This window comes from Zobellella aerophila (assembly GCF_039539325.1).
In the GTDB taxonomy this organism is placed as follows: Bacteria; Pseudomonadota; Gammaproteobacteria; order Enterobacterales; family Aeromonadaceae; genus Oceanimonas; species Oceanimonas aerophila.
Genome location: NZ_BAABCX010000002.1, coordinates 465,711 through 481,578, shown reverse-complemented (window position 1 = coordinate 481,578; position 15,868 = coordinate 465,711). Strand labels below are relative to the sequence as shown.

General features: G+C 63.8%; 13 protein-coding genes. 12 read left to right on the top strand and 1 reads right to left on the bottom strand.

The window, feature by feature from the left end:
• Window positions 1-88 precede the first annotated feature (88 nt).
• The 12 genes from ABD806_RS09860 (at window position 89) to ABD806_RS09805 (ending at window position 14,881) form a co-directional block, all read left to right on the top strand.
• Window positions 89-2,278: a methyl-accepting chemotaxis protein gene (locus ABD806_RS09860; RefSeq protein WP_344957401.1), complete on the top strand. Its 2,190-nt coding sequence runs from the start codon at window positions 89-91 to the stop codon at window positions 2,276-2,278.
• The gene (locus ABD806_RS09855; RefSeq protein ID WP_344957399.1) at window positions 2,275-3,159 is read left to right on the top strand and encodes a CheR family methyltransferase; all 885 of its coding nucleotides are present in this window, start codon (window positions 2,275-2,277) and stop codon (window positions 3,157-3,159) included. Before ABD806_RS09860 ends, ABD806_RS09855 begins: the two co-directional genes overlap by 4 nt.
• A 240-nt stretch (window positions 3,160-3,399) precedes the next feature.
• Window positions 3,400-4,461, top strand: a complete 1,062-nt coding sequence (locus ABD806_RS09850) for a protein-glutamate methylesterase/protein-glutamine glutaminase (RefSeq protein WP_344957397.1) — start codon at window positions 3,400-3,402, stop codon at window positions 4,459-4,461.
• Window positions 4,462-4,503: 42 nt separating this feature from the next.
• Window positions 4,504-6,180, top strand: coding sequence for a methyl-accepting chemotaxis protein (locus tag ABD806_RS09845; protein ID WP_344957395.1), 1,677 nt, complete (start codon window positions 4,504-4,506; stop codon window positions 6,178-6,180).
• 55 nt (window positions 6,181-6,235) lie between these two features.
• Window positions 6,236-6,625 carry a chemotaxis response regulator CheY gene (gene cheY, locus ABD806_RS09840; RefSeq protein WP_344957393.1) on the top strand — a complete coding sequence of 130 codons (390 nt, stop codon included), beginning with the start codon at window positions 6,236-6,238 and terminating at the stop codon, window positions 6,623-6,625.
• 50 nt (window positions 6,626-6,675) lie between these two features.
• Entirely contained in the window at window positions 6,676-7,368 is a 693-nt protein-coding gene (gene cheZ / locus ABD806_RS09835; RefSeq protein ID WP_344957391.1) for a protein phosphatase CheZ, read from the top strand.
• 120 nt (window positions 7,369-7,488) lie between these two features.
• On the top strand, window positions 7,489-8,736 hold the full coding sequence (gene flhB / locus ABD806_RS09830; protein ID WP_344957389.1) for a flagellar biosynthesis protein FlhB: 1,248 nt from the start codon (window positions 7,489-7,491) through the stop codon (window positions 8,734-8,736).
• Window positions 8,733-10,814, top strand: coding sequence for a flagellar biosynthesis protein FlhA (flhA, locus tag ABD806_RS09825; protein WP_344957387.1), 2,082 nt, complete (start codon window positions 8,733-8,735; stop codon window positions 10,812-10,814). Before flhB ends, flhA begins: the two co-directional genes overlap by 4 nt.
• Complete coding sequence (gene flhF, locus ABD806_RS09820; protein ID WP_344957385.1) at window positions 10,815-13,070, top strand: flagellar biosynthesis GTPase FlhF; 2,256 nt, start codon at window positions 10,815-10,817, stop codon at window positions 13,068-13,070.
• Window positions 13,067-13,579, top strand: a complete 513-nt coding sequence (locus tag ABD806_RS09815; RefSeq protein ID WP_344957383.1) for a hypothetical protein — start codon at window positions 13,067-13,069, stop codon at window positions 13,577-13,579. The genes flhF and ABD806_RS09815 overlap by 4 nt, the downstream gene beginning before the upstream one ends.
• On the top strand, window positions 13,576-13,980 hold the full coding sequence (locus ABD806_RS09810; RefSeq protein ID WP_344957381.1) for a flagellar protein FlhE: 405 nt from the start codon (window positions 13,576-13,578) through the stop codon (window positions 13,978-13,980). The genes ABD806_RS09815 and ABD806_RS09810 overlap by 4 nt, the downstream gene beginning before the upstream one ends.
• 214 nt (window positions 13,981-14,194) lie before the next feature.
• On the top strand, window positions 14,195-14,881 hold the full coding sequence (locus ABD806_RS09805; protein ID WP_344957379.1) for an RNA polymerase sigma factor FliA: 687 nt from the start codon (window positions 14,195-14,197) through the stop codon (window positions 14,879-14,881).
• A 12-nt stretch (window positions 14,882-14,893) separates the two neighbouring features.
• On the opposite strand, the gene ABD806_RS09800 is transcribed toward ABD806_RS09805, so the two are convergent.
• Window positions 14,894-15,769, bottom strand: coding sequence for a LysR substrate-binding domain-containing protein (locus ABD806_RS09800; RefSeq protein ID WP_344958058.1), 876 nt, complete (start codon window positions 15,767-15,769; stop codon window positions 14,894-14,896).
• Between the last annotated feature and the right edge of the window lie 99 nt (window positions 15,770-15,868).

Sequence of the window (15,868 nt, the reverse complement as noted above, 5' to 3'; positions counted from 1 at the left end):
GGCCCCCGTCGTGTGGGGCCAGGAATTAGACCAATGATAAGGATATCAGCTTCGGCACTGAGGCCGGGTATTCCAGAGGAGTGTTGAAATGCGCAATAACCATCCGGTCACCAACCGGGAATATCAGATCCGTGATGACCATTATCTGATCTCGCGGACCGATCTCAAGGGCGATATCGTCTACGCCAATCCGGCCTTTGTCGAAGTCAGCGGCTTTGAACGGGAGGAACTGCTCGGCGCGCATCACAGCATAGTGCGCCATCCGGACATGCCGCCGGCGGCCTTTGCCAACCTGTGGGCGACGCTCAAGGCCGGCGAAACCTGGAACGGCCTGGTCAAGAACCGGCGCAAAAACGGGGATCACTACTGGGTCAACGCCACCGTTACCCCGATCATCGAAAACGGGCAGACGGTGGGGTACGCCTCGGTGCGGATCAAGGCCAGCCGCGAGGCGATCGCCCAGGCCGAGAGCGCCTATGCGCAGCTGCGGGAAGGACGCGGTGGCGGTCTGATGCTGGAGCGTGGCCAGTTACGCCGCCGCGGTCTGCTCGGCAGGATCCGCCGGTTCAACCTGCAATCGCTGCGGGCACGCCTCACCGCCATGATAGCGATGGCGGCGCTGCTGCTGATATTTGCAGGTGGTATGGGGCTCTATGGCCTGCAGACCTCCAGCCAGCGTTTCAATGATCTTACCCGGGACGGGCTGGAGGACGTGGCCCGCCTGCAACGTATGGATCAGCTGACCATACAGGGGCGCCAGCATTTCTCCCGTTCGAGCATGGAGCTGATGGGCGGGGATAAGGCGGCCCTGTTGGCCGAAGTCAGGCAGATGTCTGCCGATATGGAGAATATCTGGACGGAGTATACGGCCAGGGCGGTCAACCAGACGACAGCGGCCGCCGAATTTGGCGCGCTGCTGGATACATATCTGCAGGACGGCCTGCTGATGATCGCCGAAAAGCTGGGTGGTGACGATCCTTACGAAATTTATGTCACCCTCAAGGATGTCACCGAACGCTTGAACGCGGAAGGCGGCGTACTGTCCGAGCGCATCAACGGGCTGATCACCGCCAAGCAGGAGGCGGCGGAAGCCATGGCGCAGCAGGCCCGGCAGGAGCAACGGCTGATGTTGCTCGCCCAGGGGGCGGTGCTGGGGCTGGGGCTGCTGGTGCTGTGCATCCAAGGGGGGCTCACCATGCGCGCCCTGCTCCGGCCGTTGCGTGATTCGATGAACTTCACCCTGCAGATCGCGGTCGGCAACCTGGGCGCCGAAATGCCCAGGCACCGCAATGACGAAGCCGGTCAGCTGATGCAGGCGCTGAATATTATGCGCAAGAGCCTGGGGAGCATAGTGACGGATGTGTATGACGGTATTTCCGTGGTGACTCCGGCGGCGCGGGATATTGCCAGCGGTAACGAGGATCTGTCATCGCGCACCGAGCAGCAGGCGGCTTCATTGCAGGAAACCGCGGCCAGCCTGGAGCAGATGACGGCGACGGTGAAACAGAATGCCGACAATGCGCGTCAGGCCAGTACCCTGGCCGGGGCGGCGTCGCAGACGGTGGGCGAAAGCGGCGCCGTGATGGGACAGGTGGTCGATACCATGGGTCGCATCACCGACAGTTCCCGCAAGATGACCGACATCATCAATGTGATCGATTCGATTGCCTTCCAGACCAATATCCTGGCGTTGAATGCCTCGGTGGAGGCCGCCCGTGCCGGTGAGCAGGGCCGCGGTTTCGCGGTGGTCGCCGGCGAGGTGCGTAACTTGGCGGGGCGCTCCGCCGATGCATCCAAGGAAATCCGCCGCCTGATCGACAGTTCATCCGATGAGATAGTCAATGGTGCCGAGCTGGTGCGTCGCGCCGAGCAGTCCATCGAAAAAGTGGTGGAGTCGGTGACCCGGGTCAACGACATCATGGGGGAAATCTCCGCCGCTTCCGAAGAGCAGAGCGCGGGGATAGGCCAGATCAACCAGGCGGTGTCGCAGATGGATGAGGTGACCCAGCAGAACGCGGCGCGGGTACAGGCTTCCGCCCATGCGGCGACCGAGCTGCAGGTGCAAATTGAGCATCTCGGCAATTCGGTAAGCGCGTTCCGCCTGCAGGGCAGCAAGCAGCAGCCCGAGTCGGCCGTGGCTGTCAACGCGGCGCGGCAGGATCATCCCCGGGTGCGGGCGCTGCAACCCGTGGCCCGTCCTCCCAAGGAGAAGGCGTCCGTCCACAGCCTGCCGGCCCGGCGACCGGCGGCTGAACTTGAAGAATGGGAGGCCTTTTGAGCCCGACCTGGTTGCCGGAAGCCGCGCCCGAGGCAGTAAGACCCGAGCCTAGTGAGCAGCTGATTGAACGGGATCTGGTGATGACCCAGGCGGATTTCACCCATATCTGCGAGTTGATCCACCGGCATGCGGGCATAGTGCTGGTCGCCAACAAGCGCAATATGGTCTACAGCCGTCTTGCCAGGCGCCTGCGCCATCATGGTATGACCCATTTCAGCCAGTATCTGGCCTTGCTGAAGCAGGAGGGGCTGACGGGGGAATGGGGGGCCTTTACCAATGCCCTGACCACCAACCTCACGGCGTTTTTCCGGGAGGCGCACCACTTTCCTCTGTTGGCGCGTCATGTGACGGGCCGGAGCGGGCCGGTGCGGGTGTGGAGCGCCGCCGCTTCCACTGGGGAAGAGCCTTACTCCATCGCCATGATCTTGCAGGAGGCGCTGGGCCACCGGGCTAATGAGGCCCGGGTGGTGGCGACCGATATCGACACCGATGCCCTGGCGCAGGCCAGGGCCGGCGTCTACCCCCTGGAGCAGGTGCAGAAGCTCGACGAAGTCAGGATCAAGCGCTTCTTTATGCGCGGCAAGGGTGATAAAGCCGGCCTGGCGAAGGTGCGCCCCGAGCTAGCGGCCATGGTCGAATTTGGACCGCTGAACCTGTTGTCACCCCAATGGCCGGTGAGCGGCCCTTTCGACGCGATTTTCTGCCGTAATGTGATGATCTATTTCGACAAGGCGACCCAGGCCCGCATCCTGTCCCGTTTTGCCCCCCTGCTCAAACCGGATGGTTTGCTGTTCACCGGACATTCCGAAAATTTTTCCTACACCAGCCAGGCGTTTCGCCTGCGCGGCCAGACCGTCTACGAATTGGCCTCCCGAGCTTAGGGGGGTCCCGTTACTGTTGATGATATCGTCTCTGCCTCGACCGGACGCGAGCAAGGCAGCAGGCGCCAGGCAGGAAGTGCGCGGCCCGCGGATTTGGCGTCGCCAAACCGCACGGTGCGCGTCTTGCCCTGCGGTGGTACCGCCTCGACGTCATTTATGCACAGTTACGGGGCACATCCTAAAGTTCGGCCCCGAGTGGCCGATACAAGGGTAGCCGTATGTCACAAAAGGAGTACTGCCTTGAGTGCAGCCAAGATCAAGGTGCTGTGCGTCGACGATTCGGCGCTGATTCGCGATCTGTTGCGTGAAATTATCAATGGACACGACGATATGGAGGTGGTCGCGGTCGCCCCGGATCCGCTGGTCGCCCGTGATCTGATCAAACGCCATAACCCGGATGTATTGACCCTGGATGTGGAAATGCCGCGCATGGACGGGCTCGACTTTCTCGAGCGACTGATGCGGCTGCGGCCCATGCCGGTGCTGATGGTGTCGTCCCTGACCCAGGCCGGCTCGGAGGTCACGCTGCGGGCGTTGGAGCTGGGTGCGCTGGATTTCATCGCCAAGCCGTCGTTGGGCATCCGCAGCGGCATGCTCGAATACGGGGAGCTGATTGCCGAAAAAATACGTGCTGCCGCCTGTTCCCGGCCCCGCCAGTCGCGACCCATGCCCGAACGGGCACAGGCGCCGCTCAGGGCGCCGCTGATCTCCAGCGAGAAGCTGCTGATCATCGGTGCCTCCACCGGCGGTACCGAGGCCATCCGTACCCTGCTCGAACCCCTGCCGGCCAACAGCCCGGGCATTCTGATCGCCCAGCATATGCCCGGTGGCTTTACCCGCTCGTTCGCCGAGCGGCTGAATAAATTGTGCAGCATTACCGTCAAGGAAGCCGAGGATGGCGAGCGGATCCTGCCTGGTCACGCCTATATAGCGCCGGGCGAGGCACACCTCAAACTGGCCCGCAGCGGTGCCAACTATATCGCCAGCCTGGACCATGGGGAGCCGGTTAACCGTCATCGCCCATCGGTGGATGTTCTGTTCCATTCGGCGGCGGCCCATGCCGGGCGTAACGCCATCGGCGTCATCCTGACCGGCATGGGCAAGGATGGGGCGGCCGGGCTGCTGGCGATGCACAGGGCGGGAGCCAGAACCCTGGCTCAGGATGAAGCCAGCTGTGTGGTATTCGGCATGCCGCGGGAAGCGATCGCCCTCGGCGGCGCCGACGAAGTGGTGCCGCTGGAACAGATAGCGTCGCGGCTGATGGCGCTGGTGTCCGCCTCCGGTCGGGCGCAGCGGGTATGAGCCCAGTCGATAAAGCATTCCCCATTTAACCAGGAAGTATGTATGACCAGACTACTGCGTAATATGAGCATCAATACGGCCATGAGCGGAGTGATGCTATGTTTTACCTTGTTTATCTGCGTGATTGCCGCCCTTGGGATCGGCGCGAGCCGCATGGCGGATGGCGCCATCCAGACCCTTTATAAGATCAATGTCGAGCAGCTCAACAGCATCAGCCGTGCCGAGGCGGATCTCAACCGTGCCCGTTTCAACCTGGAAGTGGCCCTGACCCATTTCGGTGACGGCCGGCTCGGCAACAGCAAGGAATTTACCGGCCATGCGCAAACGCTGCTGGTCAGCGCTGATAGGGCGCTGGAGCAGTTTCTGAACAGTGAAAAAACCGCAGAGGGCAAGGCACTGGCCGACAGCCTGGGTGCGGATTTTCGGGTGATGATGAGCCTGATGGAAGAGCAGCAGGCGGCGCTGGCCGGTTTTGACGTCGAGCGGGTCAAGAAATTGCGTGAACAGGCGATTGAAGCCAGCAATACCCTGGCGGAGAGCATGGCCAGCTTCGTGAGTTACGCCGATGGGCGCGGGCGTGAGCTGATGACCGGCTACGAGACCCAGATTGCGCGTTTTACCTGGGTGGGGCTGCTGGTACTGTCGTTAACGGTCCTGATCTTGGGTGGCGTGTATGTCGGCCTGCGCAAGGTGATCATCGGGCCGTTGCACACCGCGGTGAGTAACCTGCAGCATATCGCCAAGTCTGATCTGTCCCGTGAAATAAGGGTCCTGAGCAAGAACGAGATCGGCCAGCTGTTCGCCGCCATGCGCGATATGCAGCAGGGGCTGCAGGCCACGGTGGGCACGGTGCGCGACAGCAGCGGCGCCATCCATCTGGGGACCCGGGAAATCGCCAGCGGCAACGCGGACCTGTCATCGCGCACCGAGCAACAGGCCGCCTCCCTGGAAGAAACCGCGGCCAGCATGGAGCAGCTGACGTCCACCGTCAAACAGAACGCGGATAACGCCCGCCAGGCCAGCGGCCTGGCGCTGGATGCCTCCCATACCGCGGTCCGGGGCGGAGAAGTCGTCGAACAGGTGGTCAGCACCATGTTCCGGATCTCCGACAGCTCGAAGAAAATCGCCGATATCACCGGCCTTATCGACTCCATTGCTTTCCAGACCAATATCCTGGCGCTGAATGCCTCGGTAGAGGCGGCCCGGGCCGGCGAACAGGGCCGGGGGTTTGCCGTGGTGGCGGGAGAAGTGCGCAACCTGGCGGGGCGCAGCGCCGAGGCGGCACGGGAAATCAAGGGGCTGATAGAGAACTCGGCGGTGCAGGTTCAGCAAGGTTCCAAGCTGGTGGAGCAGGCCGGTGAGACCATGGCGGAGATAGTCGCGGCGGTAAAACGGGTCACCGATATCATGGATGAGATTTCCGCCGCCTCCCAGGAGCAGAGTGAGGGTATCGAGCAGGTCAGCCTGGCCGTCGGCCAGATGGACGAAGTTACCCAGCAGAATGCGTCCCTGGTGCAGGAGGCCGCCGCCGCCGCCGCTTCGCTGGAAGATCAGGCCAACCGGCTCGAACGGGCGGTGGCCGTGTTCCGTTTGCCGGGCGGCATACTGGAGCCGTCCCATGAGGACGCTTTGCCGGCCACGGAGCGGCAACCCCGGATAAAGAGCCTGCCGGCCGCCGGTCGCCCGGCGACCCTTGAAGAAAACTGGGAAGCATTCTGAATAGTCGGCCGGCGGTGCGCCGGCCAGGTAATAGCCATACACACGAGGACAAGAGATGGCCGACAAGAACATGAGCATACTGGTGGTCGATGATTTCCCCACCATGCGCCGTATCGTACGCAGCTTGTTGAAAGAACTGGGTTTTACCAATGTGGATGAAGCGGAAGACGGTCGCGATGGGCTGAATAAGCTGAAAGCGGGTGGTTTCGAGTTCGTGGTGTCTGACTGGAATATGCCCAATATGGATGGCCTGGAGATGCTCAAGGAGATCCGCGCCGACGACAGCCTGAAGCACCTGCCAGTACTGATGGTGACCGCCGAAGCCAAGAAAGAAAACATCATCGCCGCCGCCCAGGCCGGGGCCAGCGGTTATGTGGTCAAGCCGTTTACCGCCGCGACCCTGGAAGAAAAGCTGAACAAGATCTTCGAAAAACTGGGCAAATAACGCAATGATAACGGGATAAAGGGGCTTAACCCCAGGGAGGAGAAGTGATTATGAGTGGAGATGCTCAGCCGAAAATCGCCCCCGGCGGCGCCGGTACCGACGACCTGATCACCCGCATCGGTCAATTGACGCGCATGCTGCGTGACAGCATGCGGGAACTGGGTCTGGACAAGGACATAGTGAAGGCGGCCCAGGCGATCCCCGATGCCCGGGACCGGCTCAGCTATGTGGCGACCATGACCGAACAGGCCGCCGAGCGTGCACTCAACGCCATCGACAGGGCACAGCCTCTCCAGAACGAAATCGAAGCGCGCGCCGAAGAACTGGACCGGCGCTGGCAGACCTGGTTCGAGTCACCGCTCGAGCTGGAACAGGCCCGGGAGCTGGTGACCGAAACCCGCGACTATCTGAGTTCGGTACCGGAAAAAACCCGGGCGACCAATGCCGAGCTGCTCGAGATCATGATGGCTCAGGATTTTCAGGACCTGACCGGGCAGGTGATCAAGAGGATGATGGAGGTGATCCGGGAGATCGAGCACCAGCTGGTACAGACGCTGCTCGACAGCGTTCCGGAGGGGCTCTGTGGTGACGCCACGCGCAGCCGCCTGGAGGAGCAGTGGGCCGCCGACGACAAGCAGCGGGAATCCCCCCTGCTGAACGGACCCCAGATAAAACCCGATGGTCCAGATGTGGTCAGCAGCCAGGATCAGGTCGACGCCCTGCTGGACGAGCTGGGCTTCTGAGCCGTAAGCCACGCCGGTTTGATGCGACCGGCGTGTTTTTCCCCTTCCGCATTGCTCATTTTTTTGCTCCCCATGCTCATGAGGGAGCCGGGTATTGGGAATAAGGCATGATTCGCTGCGTTGTTCGGCGTATCGAACCGGGTGCGCTTTCCCGACAATGGCGACCATTTAACCGACGCCTGCCCGAACAGACCCGATACCATGGCCGACGAGACCAGTGATCAGGATAAAACAGAAGCCGCGACGCCCCGACGAATAGAAAAGGCCCGCGAGGAAGGCCAGATCGCCCGTTCCCGGGAGCTGGCCACCTTCCTGTTGCTGCTCGGGGGAGTCATGGGCCTGTGGGCCATGGGCGGCAGCCTCTATGATCAGCTGGGGCTGGTGATGGAGCAGTCTTTTATGTTCGAACGCCGGCAGGCGTTTGATGGCATGGTGATGCTTTCCCATGCCCTGGAGCTGGGCCAGCGTACCCTGGTGGCCTTGCTGCCCCTGTTTCTGCTGCTGACGGTACTGGCACTGGCGGCACCGGCATTGCTGGGGGGCTGGCTGCTCTCCGCCAAATCACTGACACCGCAATTTTCCAAGCTCAATCCGGTCAAGGGGCTGCAGCGGCTCTTTTCCAGCCAGTCGCTGGCGGAGCTGGCCAAGGCGGTGGCCAAGTCGGTGCTGGTGGGCAGCGTGGCGATTTTTTTCCTGATGTCCAAGCGCGGCGAGTTGATGTCGCTGATGGAGCAACCGGTGCCGCAGGCACTGGCCAATGCCATGCAACTGGCGGCCCTGGCCTGTGGCCTGATGGTGTTGACCCTGATCGTGGTGGTGCTGATCGACGTGCCTTATCAGCTATGGAGCCACGGCAAGAAACTGCGCATGAGCAAGGAAGAGATCAAGCGCGAGCACAAGGAGTCCGACGGCGATCCCCATGTTAAGGGACGTATCCGTGCCCAGCAGCAGGCCATGGCCCGTAATCGCATGATGAGCAAGGTACCGGAGGCCGATGTGATTATCACCAACCCCACTCACTATGCGGTGGCCCTGAGTTACCAGGACGGCAAGATGGCGGCTCCCAGGGTCGTCGCCAAGGGGGCCGATGCGGTGGCGGCGAGGATCCGCGAACTGGGCCTTGAGCACAGGGTGCCGCTGTTGGAGGCGCCGCCGCTGGCCCGTGCGCTGTATCACCATGTGGATCTGGATCGGGAGATCCCCCTGGCGCTGTATACCGCGGTGGCGGAGGTACTGGCCTGGGCCTTCCAGCTCAAGCGGGTGCGGGAGCAGGGCGGCGAGCCGCCCGCCACGCCGCGCGACCTGCCGGTGCCGCCCGAGCTGGTCGAACCGAAAGTCCGAAGCCAATTACGAGAGGAAGCTGAATGAAGGGGCTGAGCCGCCATCTGGCGCGTTTTAACGGGGTCAACGACGGACAGCTGAAAGTGCTGGCCGGCCCGGTTCTGATCATCATGATACTGTCGATGATGATCCTGCCGCTGCCGCCGTTCGCCCTGGATCTGTTTTTCACCTTCAATATCGCGTTGGCGATCATGGTGCTGCTGGTCAGCATGTTCACCCAGAAGCCGCTCGATTTCGCCGCCTTCCCCGCCGTGTTGCTGTTCACCACCCTGCTGCGCCTGTCACTGAACGTGGCCTCCACCCGGGTGGTGCTGATGGAGGGACACATGGGGGGCGACGCCGCCGGCAAGGTCATCGAGGCCTTCGGCCAGTTCCTGGTCGGCGGTAACTTCGCGGTGGGCCTGGTGGTGTTCCTGATCCTGGTGATCATCAACTTCATGGTGATCACCAAGGGTGCCGGGCGTATCGCGGAAGTGGGCGCCCGCTTCACGCTGGACGCCATGCCCGGCAAGCAGATGGCCATAGACGCGGATCTGAATGCCGGCCTGATCGCCGAGGACGAGGCCCGTCGGCGGCGGTCCGAGGTCTCCCAGGAAGCCGATTTCTACGGCTCTATGGACGGTGCCAGCAAATTCGTGCGCGGTGATGCGGTGGCCGGTCTGGTGATCATGGCGGTCAACATCCTCGGCGGCCTGCTGATCGGCGTGCTCCAGCATGATATGGGCTTCGGGGACGCGGCGCAGACCTATGTGCTGCTGGCCATAGGTGACGGCCTGGTGGCGCAGATCCCGGCCCTGGTGATCTCCACCGCCGCCGGCGTGACCGTCTCCCGGGTCAACACCGAGCAGGATGTGGGCCAGCAAATGCTCGGCCAGCTGTTCGTCAGCCCCCAGGTGATGATCCTGTCCGCCTGCGTGATGGGGCTGCTGGGGCTGGTGCCGGGCATGCCCAACTTCGTGTTCCTGTTGTTTACCGTCCTGCTGGGTGCCCTGGCCTGGTGGACCCTGCGTCGCAACGAGCAGCAACTCACCGAGGAGGTGGTGAATAAGCCGTTGTTGCCCGCCCCGGAAACGCCGGAAGCCAGCTGGGACGATGTCCAGCTGGTCGATACCCTGGGCATGGAAGTGGGTCACCGGCTGATCCCCCTGGTCGATCAACGCCAGCAGGGAGAGTTGCTCGGGCGTATCAAGAGCGTGCGCAAGAAATTCGCCCAAGACATCGGCTTCCTGCCGCCCGTGGTACATATCCGCGACAACCTGGAGCTGAGCCCGAACAGCTATGTGATCACCCTCAAGGGCGCGGAAATCGGCAGGGCCGAGGTGTTTCCGGGAAAATGGCTGGCCATCGATCCCGGTCAGGTCTCGGGGAGCCTGGAGGGCACCCCGGCCCGGGATCCGGCCTTTGGTCTGCCGGCCGTCTGGATCGATGCCGGACAGCGTGAACATGCCCAGGTCTATGGCTATACGGTGGTGGATGCCAGCACGGTGGTGGCCACCCACCTCAATCACCTGCTGCAACAGCATTCCTCCGAGATGCTCGGCCGCCAGGAGGTCCAGCACCTGCTTGACAAGCTGGCGGGGGATAACAAGGCGCTGGTCGAGGATGTGGTGCCCAAGCTGGTTTCCCTGACCCAGTTGCAGCGCCTGCTGCAGAACCTGTTGGATGAGGAAGTCTCTATCCGGGATATGCGTACCATACTCGACACCCTGGCGGAACATGCCGGTCAGCAGTCCGATGTCTTTGAGCTGACCGCACAGGTGCGTACCGCGCTCGGGCGCGGCATTACCCAGCAATGGTTCGCGGGCCAGCGGGAGTTGCGTGTGCTTGGGCTGGAGGCGGGCCTGGAGCAGGTATTAATGCAGGCCCTGCACAACGGCGGCGGACTGGAGCCGGGACTGGCCGAAACCCTGATGGAGCAAACCCAGGCGGCGCTGGAGCGACAGGAAGCGGTCGGGGAGCCGCCGGTGCTGGTGGTCCAGCATAGTGTGCGCGCCCTGCTGGCGCGCTTCCTGCGTCGACGATTGAAATATCTGGTGGTGATGTCCCAGGCCGAGATCCCCAATGACCGGACCCTGAGGGTCACCAGCCTGGTAGGAGGACAATAAATGAGCGTGCAACGTTTTGTGGGGGCCAACAACCGGGAGGTGATGCGCCAGGTACGTGTCGCCCTGGGTGAGGATGCCCTGATCCTGGCTTCCCGTCAGGTGGCGGAGGGCGTCGAGATCCTGGCGATGGCGGAGCAGGATGTGGCGCCCATGACCGGCGGCGCGGTGGCGTCCCCGGCAGCGAAGACGACAATGCCAGAGGCGGCTTCCCCGCCGGCGGCAGGGAGCCCGGCCATGTCTGTGCCTTCAACGCCCTCCGTGCCGCCCGCAGCGTCGACACGGCCATCACCGGCGGAGGAAACGGATTTTTCGGCCCTGGGCTCGCGTTTGTTGAGTGAAATGCAGGGGATGCGCGAATTGCTGAGTCGCCACCCCATCCAGCCGGTGCCGGAGGCAGCCGATAGCGCCCAGGCCCGGTTGCGGCGCTGCCTGCTGGGGGCTGGGTTCAGCCAGCGGCTGGCGGCGGAAGTACTGGCCGGCCTGCCGCCGGAGCTGGCCCAAGCGCCGCAGGCGGCGGCCATGGAGTGGCTGGAGCGCCAGCTGTGTGCCCGGCTGCCGGTGCCGCACAGTGAATTCGAGTTGCTGGACGGCGGCGGGCTGATCGCCCTGATCGGTCCGACCGGGGTCGGCAAGACCACCACTACGGGCAAGCTGGCCGCCCACTATGTGATGCGCCATGGCGGCGACGGGCTGGCCCTGGTCAGTACCGACAGTTACCGGGTCGGGGCTCAGGAGCAGCTGCGCATTTATGCGGAGATCCTGGGCGTCGAGATGCACGCCTTGGCCGAGGGCGATTCGCTCGAGGCACTGCTGGCCGGGCTGGCGCACAAGCGACTGGTGCTGGTGGATACGGTGGGCATGAGTCAGCGTGATCAACGGCTGGTGGAGCAGGTCGCCCAGCTGCGCGCCGGCGGGCAACCGGTGCGGTTGTTGCTGCTGCTCAATGCCGCCAGCCAGGGAGAAACGCTGGCGGAAGTGGTCGAGACCTACGGCAAGGCGGCCCGGGCCGCCGGGGCCCGGCTCGAAGACTGCGTGCTGACCAAGCAGGATGAAGCGGCCCGGCTGGGCCCGCTGCTGGATACCGTCATACGCCAGGGATTGCGGCCGCACTGGGTCTCCTGTGGCCAGCGGGTACCGGAGGATCTTGTTCCGGTCGAGCCTCGCAGCCTGATACGGCAGGGGCTGGCGGTGGGACCGGGCGCGGCCGATGACACCGCGCCGCTGATGGAAACGCCGGAGCGGTCGGAGCACTGGTCGCGCAACCTGCTGGGCCAGGGCCGGGCTCTGGCCGCCACCCTGACGACCCTGGCCGAGCAACTGCCGGGATTTGCCCTGCTGCAGCAAGCCTGGGAGCTGAGTTCCTTGCCGGTGAGCGTACAGTCGCAACGGCTGTCCGCCTTGTGCGGCGCAGTCCCCGAGCTGGACTGGGACACTGTGCTGTGGGCACGGCAGCGTCCGGCGCCCGGCTGCTCCTGGGTCATGCCCGATCTGGTGCTGGCCGGGAGGGGCCTGCCGTTGCCGTTGTCGCGCCGCTCGGGCATGGATCTCGCCAGCCATCTGGCCTGGGTTGCCGACTCCCTGGGGGTCAGGGCTCATATCTTGTCTGGCATACCCGACCCCGGTGCCTGGCAATGGCTGGAGGAGCGGGAGTTGCCCTGGCTGGCGGTGGCCCATGCCAATACCCGGGTCCGGTTCCGGGGCGAGCGCCAGACCCTGGCCCAGTTGCCGAAACAGCCGGAACCGGCTCACAGCCACGAAGGCCGTTATCGGGGGCAGCCGGTACAGGTTGAGCTGAGTCGCTGGCCGGTGACGGTAAAAAGCAGCGGGGAAATGCTGCAGGCCTGGGGCGGGGAGCTGCGCGCGCTTGATAGCGGACTGGTGCTGGGCCGGCGTTATTGGCTGGCCCCTGTGTACGGCGAGGATGATGACAGCATCGCCTTGCTGTGCGAGCAGTTGCGCCGTGACGAAGTGTCCGTCCTGACCCGGCAGGCGTGGAGCCAGCTGGATGCCGCCGGCTTGGCGGGTACCGACGGTGAGCTGATGCGGTTCCTCTCGGCCAGCCTGGCGTCGTTGGCCTGCCAGCTTGAACAGACCCAGGCCGACTGGGCCATGGATGTGCGCGCCCAGCTGATCAGCCTGTTGGGCCGGCGTCGCTCGTGCAACGGCCGGGTGCTGCTCGATGCCCTGGTGCACCTGTTTACCGCCCGTGACGCCATCCGGCAGATGGGCATATTCGGCACGGTGGCGCCGGGGTGAGCGGGGCGGATCAGGCGGCGGGGCTGAGGCGCTGGGTGCAGGCCCGGCAGCCCCGGGTTGATGAGCCGCCGACACTTGAGGCGGCAGTCCCACCGGCCTCATCCGCCCCGGTTCGCCCACCAGACAAGACCACCTTGATGCTGGTGGGCCTGAAGGACGGCTCACCGGAGCAGCTCGCCCGGGCGAAAGCCGCGCTGGCACACTGGGCCGCCCAGGGCAAGCGCTGGGTCGGGGAAGCAGATTCCTGGCGCATCGTCCCGCTGGATGCGGACAGTGGCTACCTCGAACTGCTGGCGGGCCAGCAGCGGCGCTGGGCCCTGTGGATCGATACGGATGAAGAAGGCTTCAGGAGGGCCTATCGGGTGCTGCAGCAGCTGTCGCGACAGCCGGGTCCGAAGCGCCTGCTGGCCCTGCATCCGCCGCTCCGCTCCAGCCGGGGCCTGTTGAACAACGTGCGGCAGGTGGCGGCGGAGCTGTTCGGCATTGAATTGCTGGTGCTGTTGCCGTGAGCCGAGTGCTGTGGGCCGGCTGGTTGAGCCTGATGCTGCTGCCGACGACCGGGGCGATGGCCGCGGCGGGCAGCTGGGTGGCGAGTGCGCCTGCGGTTCGGGTGGCGGTGCCCGGACGCCAGTATGTGTCTGCTCCGCTGGGGGCGTCCGAGCCGGAACGGCTGGCGGGACGACGGATCGTCAGCGTGCGCTGGCACTATCGCGTGGCTCAGGGGCAGGCGGTGAGGGCCTGGCTGTGTCAGGACAGCTTCTGTATGCGGGTGCCGGGGAGGCAAGGCGGCAATCGGATGGATGTACCGCTGGATGCAGCCTCACCCTGGCAGTTTCGTTTTGAACTGCCGCCGGGCGAGCGGCAGGCGGTGCTCGTTCAGGGGCTGGGCCTGATCGTCAATTATCATTGAGCACCGATGACGGAAACCCTGGCCAGTCATCAAGTCCGGGTGGTCGAGCCGATCTCCGCCACCTTAGGGTGCTTTATCACAGGAATAGCCGCCAATAATGGGGCCTATTTGAAGATTACAAATCGGAAGGGCTGCCGATAATGGGACGGGTAGCAGATCAGGACGGTATCGACGGCCGTATTTTCCGGTATGTCGCCAGCCCCGAGGTAACAGCATGTACACGGCACAGGGCAAGATTAATCAGGGCGTACTGCTCGAGCAATATTATCCCGTCGTCAGACGGCAGGCACTGGCGCTGCAGGTAAAGCTGCCGGCCAGTATCGAGCTGGATGACCTGATCCAGGCCGGCATGGTGGGGCTGCTCGATGCCCTCGGTCGCTTTGACGCCGGGGCCGGGGCCAGTTTCGCCACCTTTGCCAGCCAGCGCATCAGGGGGGCGATGATCGACGAGCTGCGCACCCGCGACTGGTTGCCGCGCAGCGTGCGGCGCAGCGCCAGGGCGATGGATGCCTGTGTGCGCCAGCTGGAGCAGCGGCTGGGCCGGCCACCGGAAGAACGGGAGATTGCCGCCGAGCTCGATATCAGCCTGCAGGACTATCAGCAACTGCTCAACGACACCAATAACGGCCAGTTACTGTCCTATGAAGAGGATGCGGGCGAGCCGGCCGCCGATGTGGCGTCGCCCTTTGCCGCCGCCCTCGATGGTGAGCAGCGGGGCCGGCTGCTCGAGGCCATCGACGCCCTGCCGGAGCGGGAGAAGCTGCTGATGGCCCTCTATTACCAGGAGGAGCTGAACCTCAAGGAGATCGGCGCCGTGCTCGGGGTGACAGAGTCCCGGGTCTGCCAGTTGCACAGCCAGGCGGTCAGCCGGCTGCGCGCCCGGCTGCTGGATGCGGAATAGCATCCGCGTGGGTTATTTTTTACCCAGCCTGGCCACCAGATAATCCACCAACAGCCGTACCTTGGGCGACAGGTGGCGGTTATGGGGATAGAGCACCCAGATGCCGTCGTCGGGCAGCCGGTATTGTTCCAGCAGGCTGACCAGGGTGCCCTGCCGCAATTCTTCCAGCACATAATAATCGGGCAGTTGCACTATACCGATCCCTTTTAACGCCGCGTCTTTCAGCGCCAGACCCGAATTGCAGTGCCAGCCCGCCCCCAGGCGCAGGTTTTTGGGCTTGCCGTCCTCCACCAGGCGCCAGTGATCCAGGCTGCCCGCCAGGCATTTGTGCCGGGCCAGCTCGGTCAGGCTGTGGGGCGTGCCGTGGCGGGCCAGGTAGCCGGGGGAGGCACACAGGTACTGGGTACGCCGGGCCAGCTTGCGGCACATCATGCTGGATGAGTCGAGGGTACCCAGGCGGATGGCCAGATCGTAGCCCTCTTCCACCAGATCGACCGCCTGGTTGGTGAGCATCAAATCCAGCTCCAGTTGCGGGTAGAGCAGCAGGAAGTCGTTGACCAGGGGGGCGAGGAAGCGCTCACCGTAATAGACGGGAGCGGTGATGCGCAGCTTGCCGCTGGGTTTGCCTTCCATCGCCATCACCGCCCGTTCGGCTTCGGCCAGGGAGTCCAGCACGTTACGGGCATGGTGGTAATAAACCTGGCCGACTTCGGTCAACTTGAGCTTGCGGGTGGTACGGTACAGCAGCTTGGCGCCGAGTCTGTCCTCCAGCTGGGTGATGCGCCGGCTGACATGGGCCACCGAGACGTCCAGCCGCTTGGCGGCGGCGGTAAAACTATCGGTTTCCACCACATAGACAAATTCGTTGATGCCTTCCCAGTTCACTATTATTACTCAGCCGTAAAAATGATTTGTGCTATCGCCCATTATCGCCAGCCACCGGCGTAATACAATGGCGGCATCGGCTATGAGCCAAGCCTTTCCTTA

Bases quoted from the DNA above. Each gene is read 5' to 3' on its own strand.
- flhF (WP_344957385.1), top strand. From the start codon at position 10,815: ATGAGCGTGCAACGTTTTGTGGGGGCCAACAACCGGGAGGTGATGCGC.
- ABD806_RS09845 (WP_344957395.1), top strand. From the start codon at position 4,504: ATGACCAGACTACTGCGTAATATGAGCATCAATACGGCCATGAGCGGA.
- cheZ (WP_344957391.1), top strand. From the start codon at position 6,676: ATGAGTGGAGATGCTCAGCCGAAAATCGCCCCCGGCGGCGCCGGTACC.
- flhA (WP_344957387.1), top strand. From the start codon at position 8,733: ATGAAGGGGCTGAGCCGCCATCTGGCGCGTTTTAACGGGGTCAACGAC.
- ABD806_RS09805 (WP_344957379.1), top strand. From the start codon at position 14,195: ATGTACACGGCACAGGGCAAGATTAATCAGGGCGTACTGCTCGAGCAA.
- ABD806_RS09860 (WP_344957401.1), top strand. From the start codon at position 89: ATGCGCAATAACCATCCGGTCACCAACCGGGAATATCAGATCCGTGAT.
- cheY (WP_344957393.1), top strand. From the start codon at position 6,236: ATGGCCGACAAGAACATGAGCATACTGGTGGTCGATGATTTCCCCACC.